Origin of the sequence: Clostridium merdae (assembly GCF_900176635.1) — a bacterium.
GTDB classification, from domain to species: Bacteria; Bacillota; Clostridia; order Oscillospirales; family Acutalibacteraceae; genus Faecalispora; species Faecalispora merdae.
The window spans coordinates 1,416,261-1,441,118 of the sequence record NZ_FXLN01000004.1; the positions used below are offsets into that span (position 1 = coordinate 1,416,261).

21 protein-coding genes and 1 tRNA gene are annotated in these 24,858 nt (G+C 45.4%); 4 read left to right on the forward strand and 18 right to left on the reverse strand.

Annotation, left to right across the window (positions count from 1 at the left end; all coding sequences use genetic code 11):
* Positions 1 to 203: 203 nt before the first annotated feature.
* Together CAN90_RS12450 and CAN90_RS12455 are read left to right on the forward strand one after the other, a co-directional pair.
* Complete coding sequence (locus tag CAN90_RS12450; protein WP_085834130.1) at positions 204 to 1,076, forward strand: EFR1 family ferrodoxin; 873 nt, start codon at positions 204 to 206, stop codon at positions 1,074 to 1,076.
* 35 nt (positions 1,077 to 1,111) lie between these two features.
* The gene (locus CAN90_RS12455; RefSeq protein WP_085834131.1) at positions 1,112 to 1,897 is read left to right on the forward strand and encodes a DUF4261 domain-containing protein; all 786 of its coding nucleotides are present in this window, start codon (positions 1,112 to 1,114) and stop codon (positions 1,895 to 1,897) included.
* A 554-nt stretch (positions 1,898 to 2,451) separates the two neighbouring features.
* Here the strand turns inward: CAN90_RS12455 and CAN90_RS12460 are convergent.
* The 13 genes from CAN90_RS12460 to CAN90_RS12525 form a co-directional block, all read right to left on the reverse strand.
* Complete coding sequence (locus CAN90_RS12460; protein WP_085834132.1) at positions 2,452 to 3,645, reverse strand: ABC transporter substrate-binding protein; 1,194 nt, start codon at positions 3,643 to 3,645, stop codon at positions 2,452 to 2,454.
* Positions 3,646 to 3,649: 4 nt separating this feature from the next.
* Complete coding sequence (locus tag CAN90_RS12465) at positions 3,650 to 4,462, reverse strand: ABC transporter permease (RefSeq protein ID WP_085834133.1); 813 nt, start codon at positions 4,460 to 4,462, stop codon at positions 3,650 to 3,652.
* Positions 4,459 to 5,280: an ABC transporter permease gene (locus CAN90_RS12470; RefSeq protein ID WP_085834134.1), complete on the reverse strand. Its 822-nt coding sequence runs from the start codon at positions 5,278 to 5,280 to the stop codon at positions 4,459 to 4,461. The genes CAN90_RS12465 and CAN90_RS12470 overlap by 4 nt, the downstream gene beginning before the upstream one ends.
* Positions 5,281 to 6,414: a spermidine/putrescine ABC transporter ATP-binding protein gene (gene potA / locus CAN90_RS12475; protein WP_085834135.1), complete on the reverse strand. Its 1,134-nt coding sequence runs from the start codon at positions 6,412 to 6,414 to the stop codon at positions 5,281 to 5,283. It lies immediately after the preceding gene.
* Positions 6,415 to 6,975: 561 nt separating this feature from the next.
* Complete coding sequence (locus CAN90_RS12485) at positions 6,976 to 7,788, reverse strand: NlpC/P60 family protein (RefSeq protein WP_085834137.1); 813 nt, start codon at positions 7,786 to 7,788, stop codon at positions 6,976 to 6,978.
* A gap of 334 nt (positions 7,789 to 8,122) precedes the next feature.
* Positions 8,123 to 10,195, reverse strand: coding sequence for a methyl-accepting chemotaxis protein (locus tag CAN90_RS12490; RefSeq protein ID WP_085834138.1), 2,073 nt, complete (start codon positions 10,193 to 10,195; stop codon positions 8,123 to 8,125).
* Positions 10,196 to 10,530: 335 nt separating this feature from the next.
* Positions 10,531 to 11,145, reverse strand: a complete 615-nt coding sequence (locus CAN90_RS12495; RefSeq protein ID WP_085834139.1) for a sugar O-acetyltransferase — start codon at positions 11,143 to 11,145, stop codon at positions 10,531 to 10,533.
* A 326-nt stretch (positions 11,146 to 11,471) separates the two neighbouring features.
* Positions 11,472 to 11,909 (reverse strand): metal-dependent transcriptional regulator, encoded by a 438-nt coding sequence (locus CAN90_RS12500; protein ID WP_143750834.1) that lies wholly within the window; start codon positions 11,907 to 11,909, stop codon positions 11,472 to 11,474.
* Positions 11,910 to 11,935: 26 nt separating this feature from the next.
* On the reverse strand, positions 11,936 to 13,660 hold the full coding sequence (locus tag CAN90_RS12505; RefSeq protein WP_085834141.1) for an ABC transporter ATP-binding protein: 1,725 nt from the start codon (positions 13,658 to 13,660) through the stop codon (positions 11,936 to 11,938).
* Entirely contained in the window at positions 13,657 to 14,490 is an 834-nt protein-coding gene (locus tag CAN90_RS12510; protein ID WP_085834142.1) for an ABC transporter ATP-binding protein, read from the reverse strand. The genes CAN90_RS12505 and CAN90_RS12510 overlap by 4 nt, the downstream gene beginning before the upstream one ends.
* 36 nt (positions 14,491 to 14,526) lie before the next feature.
* Positions 14,527 to 15,549: a FecCD family ABC transporter permease gene (locus tag CAN90_RS12515; protein WP_085834143.1), complete on the reverse strand. Its 1,023-nt coding sequence runs from the start codon at positions 15,547 to 15,549 to the stop codon at positions 14,527 to 14,529.
* On the reverse strand, positions 15,546 to 16,574 hold the full coding sequence (locus CAN90_RS12520; protein WP_085834144.1) for a FecCD family ABC transporter permease: 1,029 nt from the start codon (positions 16,572 to 16,574) through the stop codon (positions 15,546 to 15,548). Before CAN90_RS12520 ends, CAN90_RS12515 begins: the two co-directional genes overlap by 4 nt.
* Positions 16,575 to 16,650: 76 nt before the next feature.
* Positions 16,651 to 17,628, reverse strand: a complete 978-nt coding sequence (locus CAN90_RS12525) for an ABC transporter substrate-binding protein (protein ID WP_242953652.1) — start codon at positions 17,626 to 17,628, stop codon at positions 16,651 to 16,653.
* 301 nt (positions 17,629 to 17,929) lie between these two features.
* Here CAN90_RS12525 and CAN90_RS12530 point away from each other — a divergent pair, with 301 nt between their 5' ends.
* On the forward strand, positions 17,930 to 18,901 hold the full coding sequence (locus CAN90_RS12530) for a helix-turn-helix domain-containing protein (RefSeq protein WP_143750835.1): 972 nt from the start codon (positions 17,930 to 17,932) through the stop codon (positions 18,899 to 18,901).
* 250 nt (positions 18,902 to 19,151) lie between these two features.
* Positions 19,152 to 19,706, forward strand: a complete 555-nt coding sequence (locus tag CAN90_RS12535) for a GNAT family N-acetyltransferase (RefSeq protein ID WP_085834146.1) — start codon at positions 19,152 to 19,154, stop codon at positions 19,704 to 19,706.
* Positions 19,707 to 19,769: 63 nt separating this feature from the next.
* Here the strand turns inward: CAN90_RS12535 and CAN90_RS12540 are convergent, their stop codons facing one another.
* From CAN90_RS12540 to CAN90_RS12560, 5 genes are all read right to left on the reverse strand, one after another.
* A complete protein-coding gene (locus CAN90_RS12540; RefSeq protein ID WP_200807583.1) occupies positions 19,770 to 20,489 on the reverse strand; it encodes a CTP synthase C-terminal region-related (seleno)protein in 720 nt (239 codons plus the stop codon).
* Between the two features lie 269 nt (positions 20,490 to 20,758).
* Positions 20,759 to 20,842: transfer RNA gene (locus CAN90_RS12545), tRNA-Leu, on the reverse strand.
* Between the two features lie 80 nt (positions 20,843 to 20,922).
* Positions 20,923 to 21,528 carry a ribonuclease M5 gene (locus tag CAN90_RS12550; protein ID WP_085834147.1) on the reverse strand — a complete coding sequence of 202 codons (606 nt, stop codon included), beginning with the start codon at positions 21,526 to 21,528 and terminating at the stop codon, positions 20,923 to 20,925.
* Positions 21,525 to 22,577: a DNA polymerase III subunit delta gene (gene holA / locus CAN90_RS12555; RefSeq protein ID WP_085834148.1), complete on the reverse strand. Its 1,053-nt coding sequence runs from the start codon at positions 22,575 to 22,577 to the stop codon at positions 21,525 to 21,527. Before holA ends, CAN90_RS12550 begins: the two co-directional genes overlap by 4 nt.
* Positions 22,577 to 24,805: a ComEC/Rec2 family competence protein gene (locus tag CAN90_RS12560; RefSeq protein WP_085834149.1), complete on the reverse strand. Its 2,229-nt coding sequence runs from the start codon at positions 24,803 to 24,805 to the stop codon at positions 22,577 to 22,579. Before CAN90_RS12560 ends, holA begins: the two co-directional genes overlap by 1 nt.
* Positions 24,806 to 24,858 lie beyond the last annotated feature (53 nt).

Sequence of the window (24,858 nt, forward strand, 5' to 3'; positions counted from 1 at the left end):
ATTAGCCAACATACCAGCATGCTGTTTTTTTGTATCCATGTTAGAAAGCAAGATTGCAAAAGCATATAGCTTTTTTAATTGTATGAATCGACGTCATTTATTTTTTATGGTATGATGAAATATATTAGAATAAAGTAATTCTTAGCCTGTATCTTTGCAAAGCAGCTTTCATCAATGCTTATTTTGAAAGAAGGTATACTGCTATGAGCCTTTACTCCAAAGCGAAAATCGCCTATTACTCTGGTACGGGCGGCACTGCGATGGCTGCTAACTATTTTCAGCGTTATTTGCTTGAGAACGGCGTTGAAGCCGCAATGGAGCACATTATGGACGGGCGCTCGGTAGAAAATACTGCGCAAGACTTACTAATCCTTTTGTTTCCCGTTCATGCTTTTCATGCGCCAGCCGCAGTATACCGGTGGCTTAATTCCTTAGAGCAAGCACCGGGAACACACGCAGCAGTAATCTCTGTTTCTGGCGGAGGTGAGGTTTCACCAAACACAGCGTGCAGAGTGAGCTGTATTCGCGGACTGGAGAAAAAGGGCTACCGGGTTGTGTACGAGAGTATGCTGATCATGCCCTCAAACTTTGCAGCAAAAACAAAAGAGCCACTGGCCACCCTGTTAATTCAAATTCTGCCGAATAAGGTGAAAAATGCGATAGATGCGCTTTTAAGCGGAACCGTTCAAAGAAGCTCTCCCCGCAAAGCAGACTTAATTTTGTCTTACATCGGGAGAATCGAAACCTATGGCGCAAAAATATGGGGGCGTTTTCTAAAAGCAGAAAGCTCTTGTATTGGCTGTGGCTTATGCGCCAAGGAGTGTCCCTCCGGTAATATCACGATGAAGAATCACCGCCCGCAATTCGGTGGTAAATGCCATATGTGCATGAGGTGTATTTACCGCTGCCCGGTAAAAGCCATTGCACCCGGAATAGCCAAGTTCGTTGTTTTAAAGGAAGGGTACGATTTGACTGTTCCTTCTCAAGAAGAAGCACTCATATCTTTTCAAAACAAGGAAGAAATTGAGGCCGGCTCTCTATTTGCCGGAGTAATTGATTATTTAGAAAATAAATAAATTTATAAAATGCAATATAAAGATGGGAGAATTCTATGGAAACAGCAAATCTGGATGAAAAAAAAGACGTCGCTACACCAACCAAAACCTTTGCAAGCTTTATTCTTCTCGATAAAGCGGAGCTCGATAATGAATTATTGCAGCGACTCATTCGGGAGGATTGGAATCTTTCATTTGCAGAAACCAGCATGAATGAGGATAGACAAATTCTTGTTGCCGATGTAAATGGCATGACTCTCGCGATTAGCTTAATGCCTGCGCCGATTCCCGACCAAGAAGCGGTAAAGAATGCGAAAACCAATTTCCGATGGCCGGGGGCCGTAGAAGTTGCCGAGCAGCATAAAGCACATATTCTAGTTGCCTTAATGAACAAAGAGAAGCCTGTGGAGGAAGCCGCTAAGCTCTTTGTTAAGATTTGCAGCAGCTGCCTGAAGCTGCCCCACGCAACCGCAATTAACACATTGGGCACGGTATTTGAGCCAGATTTTTATATAAATGCTGCGAAAACTACTCTGGATCAAGATGAACTGCCCATATTAAACCTGGTATTCTTCGGTATTTACAGTGAAGATGGTAAAACTGTTAGTGCCTATACGTTTGGTATGGAGCAGTTTAATAAAAGAAATATGGAAGTGCTCAACAGCCTGCACGACCCGAACGAAGTGATGGAGTTCTTGTACGATATTGTTGGTTATGTATTGGAACAGGACGTCCTCTTGCAAGACGGTGAAACCATCGGCTTCTCGGAAGAAGAACGACTGCCCATTACTTTAATTGACAGTTCTATTTTAGAGCAGAAAACCTTACAGATTGGTTTTTAAATGAAGGGGTTATGTCTTACGTACCTATTTTCACAACTTAATACTTTGTGCTATAAATAAAAAAGCAGGCATAAAGCGGAGAATATCTCCGTTTTATGCCTGTCTATTCATGTGCTCCAAAAAGGTACGATACGATTATCGAAATCTAGGGGGTCTTGGCGGACCAGGTGTCCATGGGGGTCTTGGCGGACCAGGCGTCCACGGGGGTCCGGGCGGTCCGGGGGGCCATGGAGGGCCGGGAGGACCAGGCGTCCATGGGGGGTAAGGGGGGTAAGGTGGCCTTCCACATTGTGGGCAAGAAGGGTAAAGCCACCACCACAAAGGCATCGGCATTTCAAATTCCTCCTTTTGTCCATAATATGCAGCTTGTCATACTTTGGGAAAGGAATTCGATTTTCTCTGCCATTCTAACAAATTAGCGTAAAAGACTTTATACAAAACAATAAACATTAGGCAGAACAAGCAGCTAAAAATATATAAACACAAATCATTCCATTAAAAAATGTTTTTGGTGAGCTGAACCGTTCACCAAAAGCATTTCTATAAAATCAATCCTATTGCAAGTCCCATTTACGTTTATGGCGCTTATATAGCACGACTGCAATATAAAGCAGCAAGAAACCAGAAAGTATTGCAATAAGCGTAGCCGTTTGCCCTGGCCCGCCCATTTTCACCTCTGCCCACAGGGTATCGAGCAGTAGGTTGGTGTCTTCCGGCAAAGTTGCAAACGTTTCTGACTGTTGTAAAATCTCTTTGGGCGGGTAATAAATCGGGTTGTTTTGAACTTCTTCCGGTAAAAGTGCCTTTGCCGCACTCTCTGGAGTAGAGTACCCAATGTACGACACATTCGCCGCCGCAATTTCAGGATTACACAAAAAGTTAATATAGGCTTCCGCTGCCGCTTTATTTTGGGCAGTGGATGGAATGCACATGGCATCTACAAAAAAGTTTGTCCCGTTCTTGGTGGGTATTGCAAACCCAATTTCGGGGTTCGAATCTACAAGCGTTGCGGCATCCCCTGCATAATAGGGAGCAAGCCATGCTTCTCCACTCGCCATCTTATCGAAAATCTGATCCATAACATAGGCCTGAACCAGTGGCTTTTGCTGTTTGAGAAGCATAGCCGCTTCTTCCCACTCATTTGGATTATTGCTATTAAACGAGAAGCCCAAACGTTTTTGCGCTATTCCAAACGCATCGCGCGGGTTATCGAACATTAAGATTTTTCCGGCATATTTTTCATTCCACAAAATATCCCAGCTATCTACCGTTTCTTTGATGTGGTTTTTATTATAGAAAATACCAACCACACCCCATGTATAAGGCACGGAATATTCATTGGTAGGGTCGTAGACCGGCTTTAGAAAATTCGCATCGATATATTTGGAGTTTGGAATATTTTTATAATCAAGCTTTTGCACCAGCTTTTCTTTGATGAGTTTTGAAACCATGTAATCGGACGGAATGACTACGTCGTAATTTGCGCCGCCGCTTACAAGCTTTGCATACAGGTTCTCGTTGCTCTCAAAGGTAGTGTAGTTAACCTGAATTCCGGTTTTACGGGTAAACTCCTTGTTTACGTCAATACTGCCGTCCACGCCATTTGAGATATACTCTCCCCAGTTATACACATTAATGGTTACACCGGTTTTGGGCGCTGACTCTTCTGCCGCATTGGCAGAAAACGGGAGTATAACAGGCAGTAAAAAGAGTAATGAAAGCGTAAAAGCCGCCAATCTTTTTTTCAATTGACTATGCCTCCTCCCTCTCTGCTTCCTGCTGTTTGTCCTTCGAACGGCGAACATTTACAATCAGCAGCAGCACCAGAATGGTACCGAACAGCAACGTAGAAAGCGCGTTGATTTCAGGGCTAATTCGTTTTCTGGTCATGGAATAAATATAAATCGGCAGTGTTTGCGTAGTACCACTGGTAAAGTAGCTGATGACAAAATCATCAATCGACAGTGTAAACGCCATAATCATTCCAGTTACAACACCGGGAATAATCTCGGGCAACACTACCTTAAAAAAGGACATAACCGGAGGGCAGCCTAAGTCCTGCGCCGCCTCATAAAGGTGCGGGTCCATTTGCCGCAGCTTCGGTAAGACCGATAAAATGACATAGGGCAAAGAGAATGTGATATGCGCTAGAATCAGCGATACCATCCCCAAAGACACTCCACCGAGCGCACGGGCAAAAAACACGAACAGCAGCATTAGGGATACACCGGTAACGATTTCCGGATTCACCATCGGGAAATTCGTAATATTCATTACCGCTTTCCGCGCCCAACGCTTCATGCCGTTAATGCCAATTGCAGCAGCCGTACCAATCGCCGTTGCTCCCAGCGCTGATACAAGTGCAATAATCAGCGTGTTTTGCAGTGCCTCTAAAATGAGGCGGTCTTCAAACAGGCGACGATACCAGCGCAGGGAAAAGCCAGACCAAACCGAACGGCTCATGGTAGAAGAATCGTTAAAAGAGAAAATGATTAAAATTACGATAGGCGCATACAAAAACAAATACACCAGTGCCATATAGAAACGGGATACTGTTTTCGTCATATCAACATCCCCTCCCCATCTTCATTTCCCTCGTCAAACTGATTCATGATGCCCATACAAATGAGAATAAGCAGCATTAAAACAAGAGAGATTGCAGAGCCAAGGTTAGGATTATAGGCACTGCCCAAAAACTGCATATCAATTAAATCGCCAATTAAAAGGTTACCGCCGCCGCCGAGCATTTTTGAAATAATGAATGTACTCACAGACGGTACGAAAACCATGGTAATGCCTGAAATAACACCCGGCATACTCATGGGCAAAATCACCTTAAGGAGCACCTTTCGCCGACCGGCGCCAAGGTCTTGTGCGGCCTCCACCACACTCTGGTCAATCTTTGTCAGCACCGAGTAAATCGGCAGAATCATATAGGGCACATAGTTATACACCATCCCCAGCACCACCGCACCTGCTGTATTAATCAGGTGCAGCCTGCCAAAGCCAAGGCCAACAAGGAAGGTGTTAATAATGCCGTTATCCTCTAACAGAGTCATCCACGCATAAGTGCGAAGCAAGAAGTTCATCCACATAGGGAGCATCACCAGCATAATTAAAATGCCCTGCCGGTGCGAGTTCGCTCGTGAAATTAGGTAAGCCAGTGGGTACCCCATCACCAATGAAATCACGGTAGCAATCAGCCCAAGCCAAATGGACCGCAGAAACACATTGGAGTATTGGCCGACCTCTGCTATATTTTTTACGGTAAAGGCGCCTTGTTGGTCGGTAAAAGCAAAATACCCCACCAAAATCATAGGTACGATAATGAAAATGCCCATCCATACAAGATAAGGCGCCGATGAAGTTTTCGATTTAATCATTTAATTCTCGGCCTCCTCTCCCTCATCCGGGGGCTGAGAATCCTCCTCCATCTCGTCACTGAAGGTGCTGTAATCGCCAAATGTACCGGAGTATTCGGATTTTTTCATAATATGAATATCATCCGGCTGCAAAATCAGGCCGATTTCATTGCCCACCTCTTGGTAATCGGTAGACTGAATCATCCATTTAAAGTCCTGCACATCCACTATCATTTCGTAGTGTACACCCTTAAAGTTTACAGAAGTAATCATGCCAGAGATATGCCCTTCAACGGGAGATACCACTTCAATATCTTCCGGCCGAATGACAACATCCACCGGTTCCATTGGGCGAAAACCCTTATCGAGGCAGTCAAATTTGCGGCCTGCAAACTCCACTACAAAATCACGGTGCATCACACCATCTATAATATTGCTCTCTCCAATAAAATCTGCAATAAAGGCGTTTTGCGGCTCGTTATAAATATCTTGCGGGGTGCCAATTTGTTGGATTCTGCCCTTGTCCATTACCACAACGGTGTCCGACATGGAGAGGGCTTCCTCTTGATCATGCGTAACGAATACAAACGTAATTCCCAACTGTTGTTGAATTTTTTTCAGCTCAGTCTGCATGTCTTTTCTAAGCTTTAAATCGAGTGCGCCCAAGGGTTCGTCGAGTAATAGCACCTTTGGCTCATTGGCAAGCGCGCGTGCAATTGCCACGCGCTGCTGCTGGCCACCAGAAAGAGAGTTCACACTACGGCGGGCAAAGCCGCTGAGGTTTACCATCTCAAGCATGCGAATAACGGTTTCACGTATTTGCGCTTCCGGCTTTTTGTGAACACGCATTCCAAACGCTACATTCTCGAATACATTCAGGTGCGGGAACAACGCGTATTTTTGAAATATCGTATTTACCTCCCGCTTATGTGCAGGAAGGTCGTTAATCTTTTTGCCATTAAAAAAAACATCGCCTGTGTCTGGTTTTACAAATCCGCCTATAATACGCAGAGTTGTCGTTTTGCCACAGCCCGACGGGCCTAACAGCGTAACGAACTCACCGTCGCGGATATTGAGATTGAAGCTTTTCAGCACATTCTCTTTGCCAAACGACACATCAATGTTTTGTAATGAAATAATTGTATTATTTTCCATTAGTGCATCCCCTTTGCGGTAAATATAAAGTTGCTTCAAACCATTATTGGCTCGAACGCAAGCCCAGCCTCGCCGTATTTGTTGCCCCCCGCAAAGGATTTTTCACAATCACTGCTGACTGCGGCAACTTAGCAAAGCCGATTTTTAGATGCATACGCAACTAGTAAAAGGTGCTGCTATAAAAGACTCGAATACATATCTTTCCCCCGCCAAAGGCGGGGGAAAGATATGTTTATCACATTCAAGCAACACTTTAAAATAATAGAGTGAAAAATGCGAATTGTCAAGATATTATTTGATTTTTTACCGAATTTTGATATTTTTTGAATATATCGCTCAATTTATGCGGGTTTTAATTGGTTTTTCTCCCATATCCTTTGATTTTCATGCTTTTCACTGCGTTTCTTCTAAAAATAAAAACGGCAAAGCGGAAAACCGCCCTGCCGCAATAGATTCAAATGAAATATGGTGCGATTGAATTACACGTGGGCGTCTCCTACTATTCAGTATACCCCCATTGTAAAGCCTTTTATGTATAAAGGGAGTACGGAGCGCCATTTATCATTTTTGAACTGGTGCCAAAAAGGCCTCAGCGGCCTGCATCACATCGTCCGGAATGGGGTCACCCGCTACTGTTTGCTGTACCGCTGCTGTGGTAGGTTTGTTTTCAGTAGGCTGTGCGAGAGCCGCTGCCTGAAGTGCCTGTGCCGCCGGAGTTAATGCACTGCCGGTAATGATACCATCTGCGCCAATGGTATAGATTTTGTCCCCAATGGTACGAGTTGTCTTTATGGCGTACTCGCCGTTTTCATAATAATATTCGTTTCCATCATATGTAACAAAGCCCGTAGTGGGGTAGCTGAGCTGGCTCAGCTTAAACCAAGTTGTCCATTTATTTTTTGCACGACCAAAAACCGGCTCTTTTTTCATATTATAGCCTACGTCTCTGTTATCAATACCAACGTTATTGCCAACATAAACGCCAACATGACCGGGCTGGAATAAAATAAGGCCATGTGTTCTGGGCAGAGACGACCAGTTGCTGTAATTGATGGTACCCTTCGTTTTCGCGGAACTCAGCATCCCACTGCCAGTACCCGGAACTTGCATCAAGCTGGAATTGGGGTTTGTTTTTTCACCCGTCCACCATAAATACGATTTAATCAAACCGGAGCAATCGGTATAGCGGCTGCCATTTCGTAGCTGGCCATAAGAACCGTAGCTATACTTCCAATTTTCTGTATGGGCTTTCAGAACATGCTCGGACAAGCCAACGCCGGTTTTTACTTCTGCCGCCTGTGCGGGTTCGCACAGACCAGTAATGGTTAACAGACAAAAGGCAAATGCAGCGCAAGCCGCCAATAATTTCTGCATTTCTGAAATCCTCCCTAATTTTACATGAATTTGCGAACTACTCTCATTACAAAATATTACAACTGTAACAAATTGGTTACAGTTTAACATAATCCTTGGAAGATTACAAGTTATATTTCTATTTTTTTGCATGATTTTGGTGCACGATTTGTTGAAAAACACAGGAATATTCTTCCATTCACTCTAAAACACAGGTGAAATAAGACCTTTTCTGCTATTTTTGAATACCAAAACAAACACAAATGGGTAACATAATACCGGCAGGTGCCCTAAAATGGTCACCTGCCGGTATTATTCATCTTCATTAAGCTTTCATTTGACTGAACAACTCTTTTTAAAAGAAGTCGTTATATTCCATGGAATCATTTCTACCGGTGGAAGGCCGCTCCAAAACAAATTTTGAGACTTCCTCCTGCAATGCCTGCGCCTGTGCAGCCAGCTCTTCACTGGAGGCAGAGCTCTCTTCTGCCGTTGCGGCATTGTTCTGCACCACAGAAGAAACCTGCGATAGCCCCAGCGTAATTTGTTCGATAGCGCTCGCCTGCTCTATGGATGCTCTCTCTACCTGCCCAATGGATTCACTAATCAATTTTGCCTTTTCCCCTGCCTCGGAAAGCACGCGGGAGGTATTTTCAGCGGTTTCACTACCCTCCTGCACGGTTGCGCCTGCGTTTTGGAGTAATACCGCAGTTTGTTTCGCCGCCTCTGCCGACTTATGCGCCAAATTGCGCACCTCATCCGCCACAACAGCAAATCCCTTTCCTGCCGCACCGGCACGTGCAGCTTCAATTGCCGCGTTCAAAGCCAGAATGTTCGTCTGCAAGGCAATATCCTCTATCACCTTAGTGATATTCGAAATCTCGTCGGATGACTGGCGTATTTCTTCCATGGCTCTGGTCAGCTTTACCATTTCGTCGTTGCTTTGCCGAATGCCGGAAGCCGCTTGCTCCACATATTCGGTAGCCTGCCTTACATTCTGTACGTTCTCCTCCGACTGCTGCTCGACCGTAGCAATGGAGGCTGTAAGCTCTTCCACCGTAGCCGCCTGCTCGGAAGCACCGGCAGCCAGGGCCTGTGCCGCGGCAGAAACCTGCTCTGCTCCGGTATTCACCTGCTGCGAAGCAATATCAATAAGCGAAAGTGTTTCATTCAGGGAGCCTGAAATTTGCACCAGTGCCGTTTGTATCGGCTTAAAGTCACCTACATACTCCAAATCGATCTGCACACGCATATCACGCTCTGCCATTTGGTTCAGCTTTTCTGAAATATTGTGAACATAGCTTTGCAGGGAAGCAACTGTGGTACGAAGCGCCTCTGCCAGCACGCCAAATTCGTTTTGCGAACGGTAGTCTAGGTCAATATTCAGGTTGCCCTGCGAAAGCTGGGTCGCAACCTCCGCCATTTCTTCCAAGGGGCGTGAGATTTTACGCCTTACGAACCGAATCAGCAATACAATTGTAACGAGCATTAAGAGTATCTCAAGCACAACGGCGATGAGTACAGCCATTTGTACCGCGGCATTTGTTTCCTCGAGAGATACGCCTGCAAAATAAATACCAATTGCTTTACCGTTGGTGTCAATAATCGGCTGGTAGGCTGTAGCGTAGGGTTTACCAAGAATGGTAGCGGAACCGTAATACGGCTCTTTTTCTTCCAATACCTGCTTCGCTATTTTTGCATCCAGTTTCGTACCGACCACACGCTTGCCTTTGTCCTCAATCGTGGTGTTGGCACGCTCGTCATTAACAAAAATAGTAAATTCACTGCCGGTCATATTTTTCATTTTATCTACAAACTTTTCTTCCACCAAAGAATAGCCGGTAGAAATTGCGCCTACTATTTTCCCCTCAGAATCTTTAATGGGTGCTCCGGAGTGAATGCCAAGCTGAATTTCACTACCTACATCTGTATGGGTTGTTACCTCACCCTTCAGGGCACTTGCAATATCGGGCTGGCTAGCTAGTATATCCCCCGTTTTATCGCTATGTGTGCGGGCAATTACCACACCCTGGCTGTTAACGACCGTAACAAAGTCTACATCCATTACCATTTCTTTGAGAGACGCTGTAACAGCCGATTGAATCGCTGCCGCATTTCCCTGTTGCAGCGCAGTGATTACACCCGGCTCAAGCGCCAGCTTCTTGGCATCCACCGCCGACTTTGTTGCGTAATCTTCTGTAATTGCATTTAAAGTAGTAATTGCCATTTGGCTGCGCTCCGTGTCGATTTGCTGAATTACTTTTTGGTTGCTGTAAGACATATATAGAACGCTGATACTACCCACTGCCAAAATGGAGCAAATAGCAAATAAAGCTAGCTGAAAACCAATTTTACGGAAAAATGGCATTTTGTTTGTCTCTCCTAACGACCGTGTCGCGTTTTCCGATTCTTTTCTCCAATGAATCATAAGTTTTACCCCTTTAATCAAGTTTATAATAAGATTTTTGAGCAATGTTAAGTTTGGATTTGTATCATTTTCGTATTGCAATGTAAGGGTTCGCTGGAAAAGCATGTCGACTTTTATTTACATTAATTTACAGGTTTATAGCCTTATTATATCGGAGCTTTGCTGCGGTGTCAAACCGAAAGTAAAGACAAAAAACGGCTTAACTTTGAGGAAAATTCACAAAAAACAAAAATGATTCTTTATTTTAAAATAAGCAAAACCAAACTGTACAATCTTCTTTCTTTGATGGACAAAAAAGAAGCCCCCGAATAAAAAACGGAGGCTTCTGAATATTCTTATTGCAAACCAAATTCACGTTCAAATTGAAGTCTTCGTTCCTCCCAAATGGCAGCATCCTCTTGCGTAATTTCTCGCAGCACTCGGCAAGGGTTCCCAACGGCTATGACACCCGCTGGAATGGATTTTGTCACCACCGAACCAGAACCAATTACGCTTTCATCCCCGATTTCTACTCCACCCTTAATAACCGTGTGCCCTCCGACCCAAACATGATTACCAATTGTGACTGGACTGCCAAGCTCTATCATACTGGCTCGTGCCTTTGCATCAATGGGGTGTGATGCCGTATAAATACCCACCTGAGGCCCAAGCATAACATGATTGCCAATGGTAACAGGGCAACCATCCAAAATCACGCAATCAAAATTGGCGTAAAAATGGTTGCCTATGTATATTTGGCTACCGTAATCGCAGCGAAAATTGGGCTCGAAGAAAACATCCTCACCCATAGAACCGAGAAGCTGCTGCAAAATGCTGGTGCGGTACTCCCAATCCCCTTCTGTTGAGGCATTATAAAGTCGCAGGAGCTTTCTAGCACGAAGCATATCTGCCATTAGTTCATCGTTAATGCGGAATAGCTGCCCGTTGGTCATGCGCTCTCTCATGTTCATTTTTATTTGCCCTTCTTTCCCGTTTTTCTTGTGAATTCTTTTCACTAGCAGGTTTCGGTTTTACAAGGCTTTTCATTAACAATAAATGGTGCTTACCTAAATTATAGAAGGTAAGCACCATTTGTCAATCTGAAATAGAGTTTATCAATACAACAGCTATGCATTTGCTATCTTTTTAAGACCCCTTTGTGTTTATTGCAATGGGAAGAACCCCACGTGCCCCATGCAAAAGCTCACATATCAAACGGAAAGCTCCGGCAAATTACGCCCGAGCTTTCCTCAATCATTTACTTTGTTTTCATAAATAAAAATAGTCACCAGTTAACTTAGCCAGAAACGCTTTGGCAGCAAACCTGTGAGGTAACAGGGCAGCGTATGCACAGGCTCCTCTCGTATGCCTCTTTTTTTATGAAGCGGCATATTGCACAGATACTTTCTTTGCTTAGCAGGTACGTCATAGAACAAGCATCCTGCTTTGCTGCCTCTGAATTAACACCAAGGACTGTGACCAGTAGCCAAAGTAAAAGCTCAAATTTATCCAGCAGCCGAATCACTTCGCGTTCCCCTATCTGTGTAAGGAAAACGTGTCGTTGTATATCTCTGAATAGCAAACCCTTGCTTGTAAGTCTGCTTACCGCAAGACTTGCACTTGCCTTACTTACAGAAAGCCGATTGGCAATGTCTATGACGCGAACAGACCCTCTAACCAATGAAAGCTCATAAACCGCCTTGATGTAATGCGCCTGCGATTTTGATAATTGCACCTCTGTCGTCACCTCCAGAAAACGGCTTATGAAGCCTTTGCCTGATTCAAACGGGCATAAATTCCCTTTTGCGCCATCAGTTCCTCATGGGTTCCCAGCTCCGCAATACCAGTACCATCCAGTACAATAATTTTATCGGCACTTTGAATGGTGGAAAGTCGGTGTGCAATGACCAATGTTGTACGGTGCTTTGCAATTTCATCTAGCGCCGCTTGAATCTCCTGCTCGGTTTTTGTATCAAGTGCAGAGGTTGCTTCATCCAGAATTAGAATGGGCGAATTACGCAGTATGGCGCGCGCAATAGAAATGCGCTGCTTCTGCCCGCCGGAAAGGCGAATCCCTCTCTCACCTATCTCCGTATCGTAGCCATCTTCCATTTTTTCAATAAAATCGTGTGCATTGGCGGCCTTTGCAGCGGCAATCACATCTTCCCTTGTTGCTTCCTTCCAGCCGTAAGCAATGTTGTCATACACCGTACCATTAAACAGGAAGGTGTCCTGCAATACCATCGAGATATTATCTCGCAGGCTGGTCAGGGTTACGTCACGAATATCCACACCGTCAATCAAAACCGCTCCCTGCTGGGGGTCGTAAAACCGGTTTAGAAGATTTGCAATGGTGGATTTGCCCACACCGGTTGTACCGACTAATGCAACGGTTTCCCCTGGCTGAATGGTAAGGTTCACATTTTGCAAAATCGGCATATCTTCTTGATACGAAAAGGAAAGATTGCGAAGCTGAATTTCACCCTTTACGCGGGGTAAAATCGCAGAATTTTTCTTCTCCTTTACATCGGGTGTATCGTCAATTACTTCAAATACACGGCGGCACCCGGCAGTGGCCTCTCCCGCGCGCTCCACTAGGCTAGAAAAGCTTTTGACTGGCGCGTAGAACATGGAAAGATACATAACAAAGCCTACAATATCGGCTATGCTTACTTCTCCCGTACCAACCAAATGACCGCCATATGCGACTACAATAACGGTACCCAACGCTGTTACAAATGCCAACAGTGGGTAGGTTGTTTCAAAGAAAAAGCTGGCCTTTAGGTAAGCACGGCTATGGCGCAAAGATAGGTTCTCCACCTTTTTTTCTTCCTGCTCCTGCTGGTTAAAAATTTGAATTTCTTTAATACCAGAGAGATTATCCTGTACCGTTCCCGAAAGTTCCCCACGAATTTTGGAATTTTCTTTCCACGTAGGGGAAACATGAACGCTCTGCCAAATGGTAATACCCAAAAGAAATGGAATTGTTATGAGGCTTACGAGAGCCAACTTTAGGTTAATGGTAACAAGCAATGTGCCCACACCCAGGAAGGTTAGAATATTGACGATGAAATCCGGTATAACATGCGCAAGCAGTACTTCTGCGTCCATCGTATCGTTCACAACCCGGCCGGTTAAATCGCCTGTTCGGCTCTTATGAAAATAGCGAAGGCTCATATGCTGAAGTTTTCGGTAAAGCCGCCCGCGCAAATCTGCTACATAATGCAAAGCCGCATAATGGTTTAAATAACCGGAAGCCGAGCTGCCCGCCGCCTGCAACGCCGTTGCAAGCAATAGCAATAGGCCAATACGCAAAGCTTCGGCAGCAAAATGAGCTGAGCCATCCGTTGCAAGGCTGGTTAGCTCACGAAGTGCCCAAGGTGTGTAAAAGCCCGCAAAGGTTGAGATAACCAAAGCCAGTAGTGCAAGGGAAAAATGCCCCCAATATTTTTTCGCTTCCCGTAAAACGCGAAGGGTGGTCTTCATACTGCAATAGCCTCCTTTAAGGCAGAGGCATCTGTACGTATTAAATCATAGGTAAGACAGACCGGTCTGCCAGAGCCCTGCTCATATACGATTTGTGCATCAATTGAAAAAGCATCCCTTAGTACCTGCGAAGTCATTACCTCCTTGGCGGTACCATGCTTTATAATGCTTCCACTCCGAATGGCAATCATATAGTCGGAAAAACGGGCGGCAAGATTTAAGTCGTGAAGCACCATTGCGATGGTACACCCCTGCCTGCGGTTAAGGTCGTAGAGAAGCTCCAGCACCTCAAGCTGATGCGCCAAATCAAGATATGTGGTCGGCTCATCTAGCAATATTAAGTCGGTTTGCTGTGCCAGAGCCATTGCAATCCATACCCTTTGCCTTTGCCCACCAGAAAGCGTGTCTACCTCCCGGTTTTCAAAGTCTGTCAGCTTTGTTACTGACAATGCCCATTGAATGATTTCCTTATCCTCTGGAGTCAGCTTGCCAAAACCACGCTGATGCGGAAAACGTCCATAGGCCACCAGCTCACCTACGGTTAACCCACTGGGTGCAGTTGGTGTTTGCGGCAAAATTGCCATCTTTTTTGCTACCTCTTTGGTTGAGAGCTTGCGAATGTCCTCCCCGGACAAATAGACCAAACCATTTTGAGGCTTTAAAATACGGCCAATTGCCTTTAAAACCGTAGACTTTCCGCACCCGTTGGGGCCAATAATGGATGTAATCTTCCCGTGCGGTATCTTCATATCCAACGCTTTTACAATGAGAGCCTCATCGTAAGCAATATCTAAATTTTCAGTTGTTATGCTGTTCCCTGTGTGATTCATGTTTCCTCCCTCTCTATTGCTCCCAATACCGTACCATCAGTTCGACTTTGCAAGCAAATATAAGAAATATGGTGTGCTTAGTACGGTAATTACAATCCCCGTAGGAACATCGGTTCCCATACTAATACTGCGTGTAATGGTGTCCGCCAATAAGACGACTGCCGCACCAACCAGACAGGTAGCCGGTAGAAATACCTTGTGATTGGGACCAACCAATCGCCGGGCTATATGGGGTGAAATCATTCCCACAAAGAAAAAGTTGCCGCCAAGTGCCACACTGCCGGATGACAATGCAACCGCCGCAAAAGAAAGGCCCAAAAACTCCCGGTTAACCGCCACACCCAAACCTGTTGCCGTTTGGTTGCCCAAATGCAACGTGTTTAGTACCTGCGACTTATAAAACACATAGCAAAGCAACAGCAATGTCCATGGGGCAAGAACCGCTAGGTAGCTCCATTTGTCTCCCCAAAGGCTACCGGCACTCCAGCGCTGAATAAAATCCATCTGATTTTGGTCAAGCTTGAGCGTTAATAGCGTAGTAAGCGCTCCATACCCACTGGAAAGTGCTACACCGGTAAGAATAAGCCCGGTTGGAGAAATGTCTCTCCCGCGCCGATACGACAATAAATATATGAGACCGGCCGCCGTAATTCCTCCTACAAAGGCAAGCAGAGGGAGCATAATTGCCGACGCCATCCCCTGAACTGAGAAAAACACGACAAAAATAAGGACAAATAATCCGGAGCCAGAGCTTATACCCAACGTGCCGGGGCTAGCCATATCGTTGCGGAGCAAACTTTGCATAATACAGCCGGATGCTCCCATGCCAAATCCAACAAGCACCGAAAGTATAATACGGGGAAGCCGAAACTCTAGTACGATTAAATTCTGCCTTCCGGTTCCCTTCCCCAATATGACTTGGAGAACCTCTGAGGGAGAAAGATTCATTTTACCAGAATTCATTCCGACCACTGCAATGACAAGCGTTAATACTGCTAGAAACAGGATGACATAAACGCCCCTTTGAATGGTGAAGCGCCGTTTTGAGGATTTACTCATTCAAACTCCCTCCTTTGCTTACGTGCAAGGTAGAGAAAGTAAGGAACCCCCACTACGGCAAATATAATTCCCAATGGAGTTTCATACGGTTTGTTGATTAATCTTCCCATTAGGTCGGCAAACACCGTTAATAGCGCACCATACACACCGGAAGCAGGGATAATGTAGCGGTAGTCCACCCCCACCAAATGGCGAACAATGTGAGGGGTAATCAGCCCTACAAATCCTACCGGCCCAACCACTACAACAGAAAGCCCCGTAAGAAGCAACACAATGATGGTGGATACACCCTTGATAAGCCCCGTTTTCAGCCCAAGCCCCGTAGCTACGTCTTCCCCCAAACTCATAACGGTAACGCTAGGGGATAACACAATTGCCGCCAAGGTAGCAATCAGAAAAATAGGAGCAACAATGGCAAGCTCGCTCCATTTGGCGTTTGCCGTTCCACCTGCCGTCCAAAATGCCAAAGCCTGCCCCAAATGATACTTTATAGAAATGTACTGCGAAAACGCACCAAACAGCATCGATATGGAAATGCCGGCCAAAACCAACCGTTGCGGGGTCATTCCCCGTTTACCAATGGAAGCAATGGAATAGGTAATCCCGGTTGCAACGGCAGCACCCATACAGGCAAACAGCATAGTTTGGCCATAGGTGCGCCCGGGAAAATAGGCCATACAAGCCGCAATTGCAAAGGTTGCACCCGAAGAGATTCCCATCAGCCCCGAGTCGGCTAAAGGATTCCGGGTAGTTCCCTGCATCAGCGCACCGCAGATGGCAAGGCTACACCCAACAATCACATCTGCCACAGTGCGGGGAAAACGAAGAGTTTGTATGATATTATGCTCTGTCAGGTTTGGGTCGAAGTGAAAAACAGCACCCCACGCGGTAGACAGACTCATGTCGGCGGCACCAAAGCTGATTGATGCCGCCGACATGAGTACCAAAAGCACCGCACCCGCCAGCATATACAGTGTGAAGCGCGCTCTACCGCGCAGCTGCTGTTTTGCAGGGAGTTGTTGCATGAAAAAGAATCCTCTCTATCCGTTGTTTCATATGGCTAACATAAGCCCTTTGTTGGCCTATAAAGTTAATGGCTTGTTAAGACTTTAAATTTTGAAAAGCTTTATCAATAAAATCAATTTGTTCCGTCAGGCTCAGAACATCAGAATAGTAGAACAAGCCTTGGTATTCACCGGGAATTTCAATGACATGCCCAGCAGCAACTGCAGGAATGCTATTCCAAATCTTAGATTTCATATATTCCGAATCTTTGCCCTCTTGGTGGAACCACAGAATATAGTCACCAAAATATTCATGAGCGACCTCATAGCTAATGGTTCCTCTTTGCTGCTTTGAACTTTCAATTAATGCGGCAAGCTTGTCTGGGTATTTCAGGCCCAAATAATGATACATGAGCGCACCGCCACGGGAGCCTGTTTCGTAAGCAATACCAGACCATTCACCCGATGGACCCCAGTCTTCTAATATGCTGAAGGTTTTTCCCTGAAAGCGGTCAGTCTGGAGGGTTTTTTGAGCATTTGCCAGCTTTTCTTGAAAAACAGCAATGTTTTTGTTTGCGGTTTCTTCCGTACCAGTTGCTTCTCCAATAATTTTAACACGCTCTTCAGAGGCAACGCTTTCTTCAATTACCAATACAGGAGCGATTTTATTGAATTTTTCAAAATCTTCCTTATCGTACGTAACAATCAAGTCGGGCTCCAGCGCCATTACTTCTTCCGGCTCCCACTTTTCGATTTTTTTTGTTTCCATCATTTTATCATAATAAGGCATGGTTTTCTGCGCCCAGCAGTAGTAACCCACTACATTGAGTCCCGCCGCATACACATCGCCTATGTACCAGTTTACCACCACATTTTTGGGTTTAACGGGAACTTTAATGTCTCCCATCACGGTAGAAACCGTGCGAATTCCGTTTTCTTCCTGTATTGCAGAGCTTGCACTTTCCTGCGGCTGGCTTGCATTTTGATTGGTATTCTGGCAACCCGTGGCAGCAAATATCATTGCGAAACTTAAAATGGCAGGGACAATTCTCTTGCCGATTCTGTTCATCATCATTCTCCTTGGCTTAACTTCTATTTTTATTTTTGCGCGACCCTTTGGTTAGATTACGCTAACTAAATACAATCGTATCATTAGAACAACTTTCTGTCAATTGGAAAACCAGAGAAACTGCAGAAGTTCCATTTGAGGCTCTGCGCTTAAACCCCTAGCATTCACACAATTTTTTTATATTTTAAACAAAGCAATGAAATAGTTTTGGATTATAATTATCCCATTTTGGATTCTATTATATTGCAATGTAATTTGATTCAATGCTATACTAATTCCACCAAACATACCGCAGGAGGCTACCAAATTGGACAAGACAAACGAATACGAGCAGGGCTGGGGGGCAATGGCAAAGCACTACCATTTGAAAACAACCCACGATAACGATTTTGTAGAATACTTCTTTCCTGGTACTTGGGAAAACGGCTGGATAAGAGAGCTCCATGCTGGTGAGGGCTTATTTGCCGCCAGCGCTTGGTTTCAATATGATAAAAAGATAGATTACACCATTCGCACCTCTCGGCACTTTCTGTTGGTCTTCTGCATCGACCAAGGCACCATTACCATAACACAGCAAGGAAAAGCTGCCCGTAAATTAAAGCCATTTACACAACTTGTAATTGGCAATGGTAAGCCGCTACGAATTACCATTCCGGCAGGAGAACACGTTTGCTTTACCAGCGTATTGATTTTTGATTCCTGTATCTCTTCGTTTCTAACAAACAACAAAATCAGCTACCCTATTTTGCTAGATGATGCAAAAGAATGGATGCCGCACCACATAGATACACCGAACATTATGCTTGTTATGGAGCAGATACGCTGGGGAGTTCGCGGCAACCGACTGCCGCCACCCGCTTACCTTTGCAAGGCCATGGAGCTGCTGTGCCTGTTTGCACATAACAGAGACATGGAGCTGCACAAACGCAATCGCCGCCACTATGTGACATGGGAAAACGAACAAAAGCTCTACCGTGTAAAGGAGAGAATCGATGCAAATCCGCTGCCGATGCCCTCTACGGAAGAGCTCTGTATTATAGCAGAAATGAGTGAAAGCAAGCTTCGAATTAGCTTTAAAAGCCTCTATGGCAAAACACTGTACCACTATAAACGGGAAGCGGTAATGAAACGAGCGATGCAGCTACTGGCGGACGATGAACTTAATATTAAAAATATAGCGGCTCAGTGCGGCTATGAAAACGCCGCCAAATTTTCGGCGGCATTTCAAGATGTTCATGGCATTACACCCAGTGCATTTCGTAAAACCTTTGACCTGTAATCTTACCAAATTGGAGAATTCGAAAATAAGGGTTGAAGTATAAAAAATACTTGCTACAATAAAAACATCGAGCTCGATAAAGATAGAACAATTGAAAACGAACCAATCATTCATACACTGAACTTTCTATACGAATCGTACCCTATTGGTAACCTAGAAAGTACAATTGCTCGCAGACACGCAAAGAAAGTGTGTATTGAATTGAATGGCAAACAAAGTTTTATTTCTTTATTTTTAAAGGAGCGATATGATGTCTTTGACAGATTATATAACCAATAAACCAATCATCGAAACTGAGCGGCTTACCGTTCGACCGTTGCAGCCCTCTGATATTCCTGCTTTGAAAGAGTGGATGCCGGACAAATCACTTTATACCTATTGGGGAAAAGGCCCGGGGAAAACGGATAAAAATCCCGAATTACTATTTTCCAAAGAGGAAAAGCCCACTAAAAGCTTTCATCTTGGAATTGCAATGAAAGAGAATCAAAAGGCAATTGGGGAGCTATGGGTTTATTTGATTGAAAACGACCGTATGGCTAAGGTAGCAATACGCCTCTCCAACGAATACCACAGTAGAGGGATCGCCCATGAAGCATTCATGGCTGTAACCCAGTTTTGCTTTGAGAACACAGAGCTTCAGCGACTTTGGACGGATGTAGATATTCGAAATACCGCTTCTATCAGGCTACTTGAAAAATGTGGTTTTCAAAGAGAAGGGCTGATTCGGCAAGGCAAAATGGTGAGTACATGGTGTGATTATTACATTTACGGCTTGCTCAAAGAGGACCTTGCAAACATTAATTGAATACATGATTCATACATTTTTTAGTATAAATAGAGCCGGAGTTAATTAACTCCGGCTCTTTGTTTAGATTCGCCTTTGGCTAAATTCATGCACACTCTTTAAATAAGCAAGAATGAGTCTATGAGGATTTTCAGGCACTGAGTTTAATTGAGGTTGAAACAGTGTCGCTATAAAAAAATTGCTTCGAGGTAGTTCAAGAATTCTTGTATTGCCAGCCTCGTCAGCTCCAGCAATTACCCAGCCATGGGTTAGCATTTGTTCTTTAAATTGGTCATTTAATTCAAAACTGCAATTATAACGTTCTTCTGAACTTTTTACATTATAAATCTGTGCAACCTTTGTACCTTGGGTTAAAAAAATGTTTCTAGTTTTTTCAATCAGCGTACAGCTGAGAGCTGAAATAAATGGATTTGGAACATATGGATCGAAATCGGTTTTCTTCACCTCTGGTAAGTTAAGAACATCGCGAGCAAATTCCAATACAACGTGCTGGAAGCCTCCACAGGTTCCAATGAAAGGGTAGTTATTTTCCCTTGCAAACTGGATTCCATTCATTGCTCCCTGTGCACTTTTATACGGGCTGCCCGGAGCACACCAAAAAGCATCAAAGTCGCTTAGTTCTTGCTTATTAACCGCTTCTAAACATTCGGTGGAAAGCCATTGTGTTTTCTGTTTTAAGCCCAAAAAAGAAGCACAATGTGTAATTGCTTCGTTCGTTGCTATATGGGATGGACGGCCGTCATAATCTCCGATTACGCCTATTCGAATTTTTGAATTTATCATATTTTAAATCCTCTTCACAATCCTTGAAATGACGTATTTTGTTTAGTGTTCATTTTCTTTTATTATAGCACTTTGATTTTCAAAAAGAAAACGTAAAGAAAGATTATATTTGTAGAAATTGTTAAACCAAACTAAATTATTATTTGAAATCTAAATGAGGTACCAAGTGTCGTAAAAGTCTTGTACGGACGTAAATTCAAACAAATAGTCATAAAAAAAACCTGCATGATTACTAAATAATTCAGTAATCATGCAGGTTAAAAAAGAATTGGTGCGGCTAATGGGACTTGAACCCATACGTTAAAAACACACGCCCCTCAAACGTGCCTGTCTGCCAATTCCAGCACAGCCGCATATCTCGAAAAGGCAAAATGCCGACTCGACGAAGAGTATTATAGCATTCCGATGAAAGGCTTGTCAACTAAAATTCGATTTATTTCAAAAGTTTTTCTATCATTTCGTGGTATTCTTCGTAGGACATCATGCTGTTAAGCACTTTCAGCAAAGCATTTGTAGCCAAACGTTCTGGCAAACTTAGGTGTTGGAGCAAACGTCTCCGGTTTTTTGTGCTATTTTCGCCGCCGGTTAACCCATCGTTAAATAAATCTGTTTTTTCTATTTTACGTGTAGGAACAGCCACATCATTTGCACAATCTTCCTCTTCACAAAGAACACCAGCTCGACTAAGTGCCTCTAAAATCTGCTGCTTTGAAACACCCTCAACCCCTAGCTTTCCTTCTTTGGAGGCCTTTTCTTTCCGGCGTTCCTTGCCCAGAACATCCGGTATATAAGCGTGCTTTATCTGCTTCTCCGGGATTGCGCTCATCAGGTGGTGGCGAATCATAAAACCCGCAGAGTCACTGTCGGTTAAAATGAGCAGGCCGCGTGTTTCTGCCATGCGGCGAATGAGCGCCATCTGCTGCTCATCCTTAAATATTTGAAAGCCGCGCGTTTCGATAATTAAAGCATCGATCATCGAAGACAGCTTTATTTTATCGTATTTCCCTTCCACAATCACGGCTTCTTTTATTTTAATCAAGTTATTCGCTCCTTCTCGGCAATCAGCAGCAGCCGGGCAATCAGCTTCTCCATTAAAATTCGGTCGTTGGTTCGTGAGCTTTTCAGCCCAATATCAGTCTCTAACAAAACAGAAAGGCTCTCCCTTAGCTTTTCCAAAGAAAGGCTTTTCATATCTCGCTCTGCATTTTTTAGGCGAAACTCCTTGCCCTTATAGGGAAAATAGCTTGCCAGCTCTGTTGAGCTATGCCCTCCCTGCACGCATGCGCGCACACGGTACATATCTACATAGGCAGACGAAAGGACTGCCAATACGGCAACCGGCTCTTCCCTCTGCTGGTACAGCAAATCGAGCAAAGAATAGGCTTTATCATACTGAGCCGCAACCAATGCTTTTGAGAGCAGAAAGACCGTTGTTTCTAAATTCTTTACGGCAATTTGGTCAATGATCGTCCTTGTAATTGCGCCGCCACCTATGTATGCGCACAGCTTGTCCAATTCATGAAAAAGAGATTGCAGCTCTTTTCCGCATTGGGTAATCAAAAAGCCTGCATCTTGGCGGGAAAGCGTACAGCCGCGTTTCTCCGCGTAAGCACACAACAGCTTTTCCAGCTCTGCCCCGTCACGCGGGCGCACCTCTAATACCGTTCCCTGCTTTTTCACGGTGGTTAGCCATTTCTTCCATGCGGCAGACTTTTTCACATCCATCACAAGTGTTGGTTGAAAAAAGAGTAAAACCGTGCTTTCCGGCAGGTTTTCCACCAGTTCATACAACTTATTGAGCTCCCGTGCCGGCAGCTTTTCCACATCCAAATCGTGGATGAGCACATACTTTTTCTCCGCCATCATCGGCAGAGCCTCTGCCGCATCCGCTACACGGTCTGCCGACAAGCCATCACCCGAAAAACGCTGAACGTTAAAATCGGCAAATGGGCCCTCCGACACTTTTTTCAGCAACCGCTGTAAATAGGCGGAAATGATGTACTTCTCTTCTCCATATATAAAGTACAGACCGTTCAGCTCCAAACGGTCAGCAGCTTTTTTCCATTGGACTTCCGTAAGTTCCGGCATCAGACGCTCCTCCTTAACACGATTTTTCCTCCCGGGCGGGTGTCGATTATTACATGGCCTGCATCACCAGTGGAAGCCGATACAAGCCCAATATCACCAAGATGCGTCAGGTTAAACTGCGCGGTTTCCTCCGACATAGAGAGCACCGTTACCAGCGGCGCAAGTGCCTCCATATTGCGCGGCAGGTCATCCGCCACCACAAAATCGGCCTGCTGCCATATAGCAGGAATCCGGTTCGCGCGGCTTTCCGCCGATGCTAGGAGTATTCTTACCCCATTCACTGTAATTCCCGTATAGCTTTGCTGGCCATTTTTATATTGTTCCACAAGAATGCTATCCCACAGCTTTATCTCTGCCCTGCTATCATAATACTCTACGCGCTCCGCATGAATGAGCTGCTTTTGTAGAAATTCATTCTCCTGCCCGTTTTTCCACAACAGTACCTGTTTCGGTTGAAAATAAGAGACGAGCTCCGAAGCGAGCAGAGCTTCATCCTTATTATCACTCAAAAGCTGTATGTAATCAAGCTGGCTTACCCCTTGCCCACGCAGATAACTGCGGGCAGTGGATGCTTGAAAACCTCCACAGCCAATTACCGCACCATGCCCCTGATGCGTTAACACAACACAAATACCGTCACCCTCCTGTAACACCGCAACCCTTGTTACGGTTCGCATGGAAAGCTGGTAAGAGAACACGCCGCACAACAGCAGAATACTGCTAAGCAGAACAGCGCACTGCTTTGCCCGATACGAGGGTGGCCATACCAACAGCACTGCCGCAAGCAAAAGCAAGCTGGCAAGCCACAAGTGTACAAACCCATAAGAAGCCGAAATGCTTGCCCATGGAACCTTACCCAGCAAGTTTGCGCACTCAATCATATAATTCGAGAGCAAACCGGTACCAAAGGCGAACGGCATCGCTAAAAAGGGCAGACCTGCTACATACAGCCCGGCGCCGATCGCAGCACTCACCATCAACAAGGTGGAAGGCAGTATTTGCAATACGTTTGAAATAGGAGATATGAGTGAAACCGAGCCAAAGGACAAAATGAGAATTGGCAAGGTAAAGATGGTCGCTGTAATTGTGGTACATACCGCTGAATTCACACCGTCGAGCACAGAACGCCCGACCGGAACGGCTTCATACATAGCTCGTAGGCGAGTACTGAGCGGCCCCGCGCACAAAATCATTCCAAGCGTGGCTGAAAAGGAAAGCAGCAGCCCCAAATCTGCCGCGGCATACGGGTTTGCCGAACCAATCAGCAACGCGGCGATTCCCAATGAATTGAGGGAATCTGCCTGGCGGCGCACTACAATCCCAAACAGGTAAATCAGGCTCATTATGCCGCTCCGCAGTACGGAGGGCACAAAGCCTGTTACCGCCATAAACGCAAATACCCCTACCATAGCCAGTGCCGCACCGGCACGCCGCGGCAGACGAAGCAAGCCAAGAAACAACAGGAAGAACTGCGCCATAGTCGTCATATGAAGACCGGAAACAGACAAAATATGTGTGACCCCGGTCGTTTGAAAATCGGACTTTACCTGCTCGCCAATGCCAGAGGTATCCCCCAGAAGCACCCCGGCAGAGAGGCCTGCCTGCTTAACGGGCAGCAAGCGGTAGAGAGCCCCGGTCATGCCGCGCCGCAAGGAGAGCGCAGCCGAATACGGCGGCTTACTCTTTGCGGGGGTAATCTTCACCGGCTCGTACTCATATAGGTAACCAAACAGGGTAATGCCTTTGGAGGCATAATACGAGGGGGAGTCAAACCCTTCCCCACCGCGTGGTGTGTAAAAATGTGCTTTGGCCTGTATGGTGTCGTAAGGCTCAACACTCAGTGCATTCTGGGCAGAAATACGTACCCGCTCCACATAGGGAGCCGACTCTGCCTCCAAATGCTGAACCTCAATGACATAATAATACCGTCCATAGGCGCTGACGGGCAGCTCGCAAACCGTACCCGTCAGCACTGCGTCGCGCCCGTTCATTTGCTGAGCGGGTAAAACCACTGCCTGAGCATACGCGTAAAACAAGCCGAACGCCGCTGCTGCCGAAAGCAGCGCCATCTGAACGGTACGAAGGGAACGGGTTTTTCTCACACAGGCCAATACGCAAAAGGCCAGCCCACAAACACAGCCCATGGTAAGTGCGCCCGCCGCACCAAAATACACCGCTGCCGTTTGCGCCAGCAGGTAACTAAAACCGATGAGTGCGAAGGGGCGCATGGAAAAACCCTCCCGAAAAACCCCGGTTTACCGTATTGGTAACCCTTTGGAGC

Excerpts from the sequence above, each read along its gene's own strand:
- CAN90_RS12450 (WP_085834130.1), top strand. The coding sequence starts at position 204 with ATGAGCCTTTACTCCAAAGCGAAAATCGCCTATTACTCTGGTACGGGC.
- CAN90_RS12455 (WP_085834131.1), top strand. The coding sequence starts at position 1,112 with ATGGAAACAGCAAATCTGGATGAAAAAAAAGACGTCGCTACACCAACC.
- CAN90_RS12465 (WP_085834133.1), bottom strand. The coding sequence starts at position 4,462 with ATGACGAAAACAGTATCCCGTTTCTATATGGCACTGGTGTATTTGTTT.
- CAN90_RS12470 (WP_085834134.1), bottom strand. The coding sequence starts at position 5,280 with ATGATTAAATCGAAAACTTCATCGGCGCCTTATCTTGTATGGATGGGC.
- potA (WP_085834135.1), bottom strand. The coding sequence starts at position 6,414 with ATGGAAAATAATACAATTATTTCATTACAAAACATTGATGTGTCGTTT.
- CAN90_RS12485 (WP_085834137.1), bottom strand. The coding sequence starts at position 7,788 with ATGCAGAAATTATTGGCGGCTTGCGCTGCATTTGCCTTTTGTCTGTTA.
- CAN90_RS12490 (WP_085834138.1), bottom strand. The coding sequence starts at position 10,195 with ATGATTCATTGGAGAAAAGAATCGGAAAACGCGACACGGTCGTTAGGA.
- CAN90_RS12495 (WP_085834139.1), bottom strand. The coding sequence starts at position 11,145 with ATGAACATGAGAGAGCGCATGACCAACGGGCAGCTATTCCGCATTAAC.
- CAN90_RS12505 (WP_085834141.1), bottom strand. The coding sequence starts at position 13,660 with ATGAAGACCACCCTTCGCGTTTTACGGGAAGCGAAAAAATATTGGGGG.
- CAN90_RS12510 (WP_085834142.1), bottom strand. The coding sequence starts at position 14,490 with ATGAATCACACAGGGAACAGCATAACAACTGAAAATTTAGATATTGCT.
- CAN90_RS12515 (WP_085834143.1), bottom strand. The coding sequence starts at position 15,549 with ATGAGTAAATCCTCAAAACGGCGCTTCACCATTCAAAGGGGCGTTTAT.
- CAN90_RS12520 (WP_085834144.1), bottom strand. The coding sequence starts at position 16,574 with ATGCAACAACTCCCTGCAAAACAGCAGCTGCGCGGTAGAGCGCGCTTC.
- CAN90_RS12525 (WP_242953652.1), bottom strand. The coding sequence starts at position 17,628 with ATGATGATGAACAGAATCGGCAAGAGAATTGTCCCTGCCATTTTAAGT.
- CAN90_RS12535 (WP_085834146.1), top strand. The coding sequence starts at position 19,152 with ATGTCTTTGACAGATTATATAACCAATAAACCAATCATCGAAACTGAG.
- CAN90_RS12540 (WP_200807583.1), bottom strand. The coding sequence starts at position 20,489 with ATGATAAATTCAAAAATTCGAATAGGCGTAATCGGAGATTATGACGGC.
- holA (WP_085834148.1), bottom strand. The coding sequence starts at position 22,577 with ATGCCGGAACTTACGGAAGTCCAATGGAAAAAAGCTGCTGACCGTTTG.
- CAN90_RS12560 (WP_085834149.1), bottom strand. The coding sequence starts at position 24,805 with ATGCGCCCCTTCGCACTCATCGGTTTTAGTTACCTGCTGGCGCAAACG.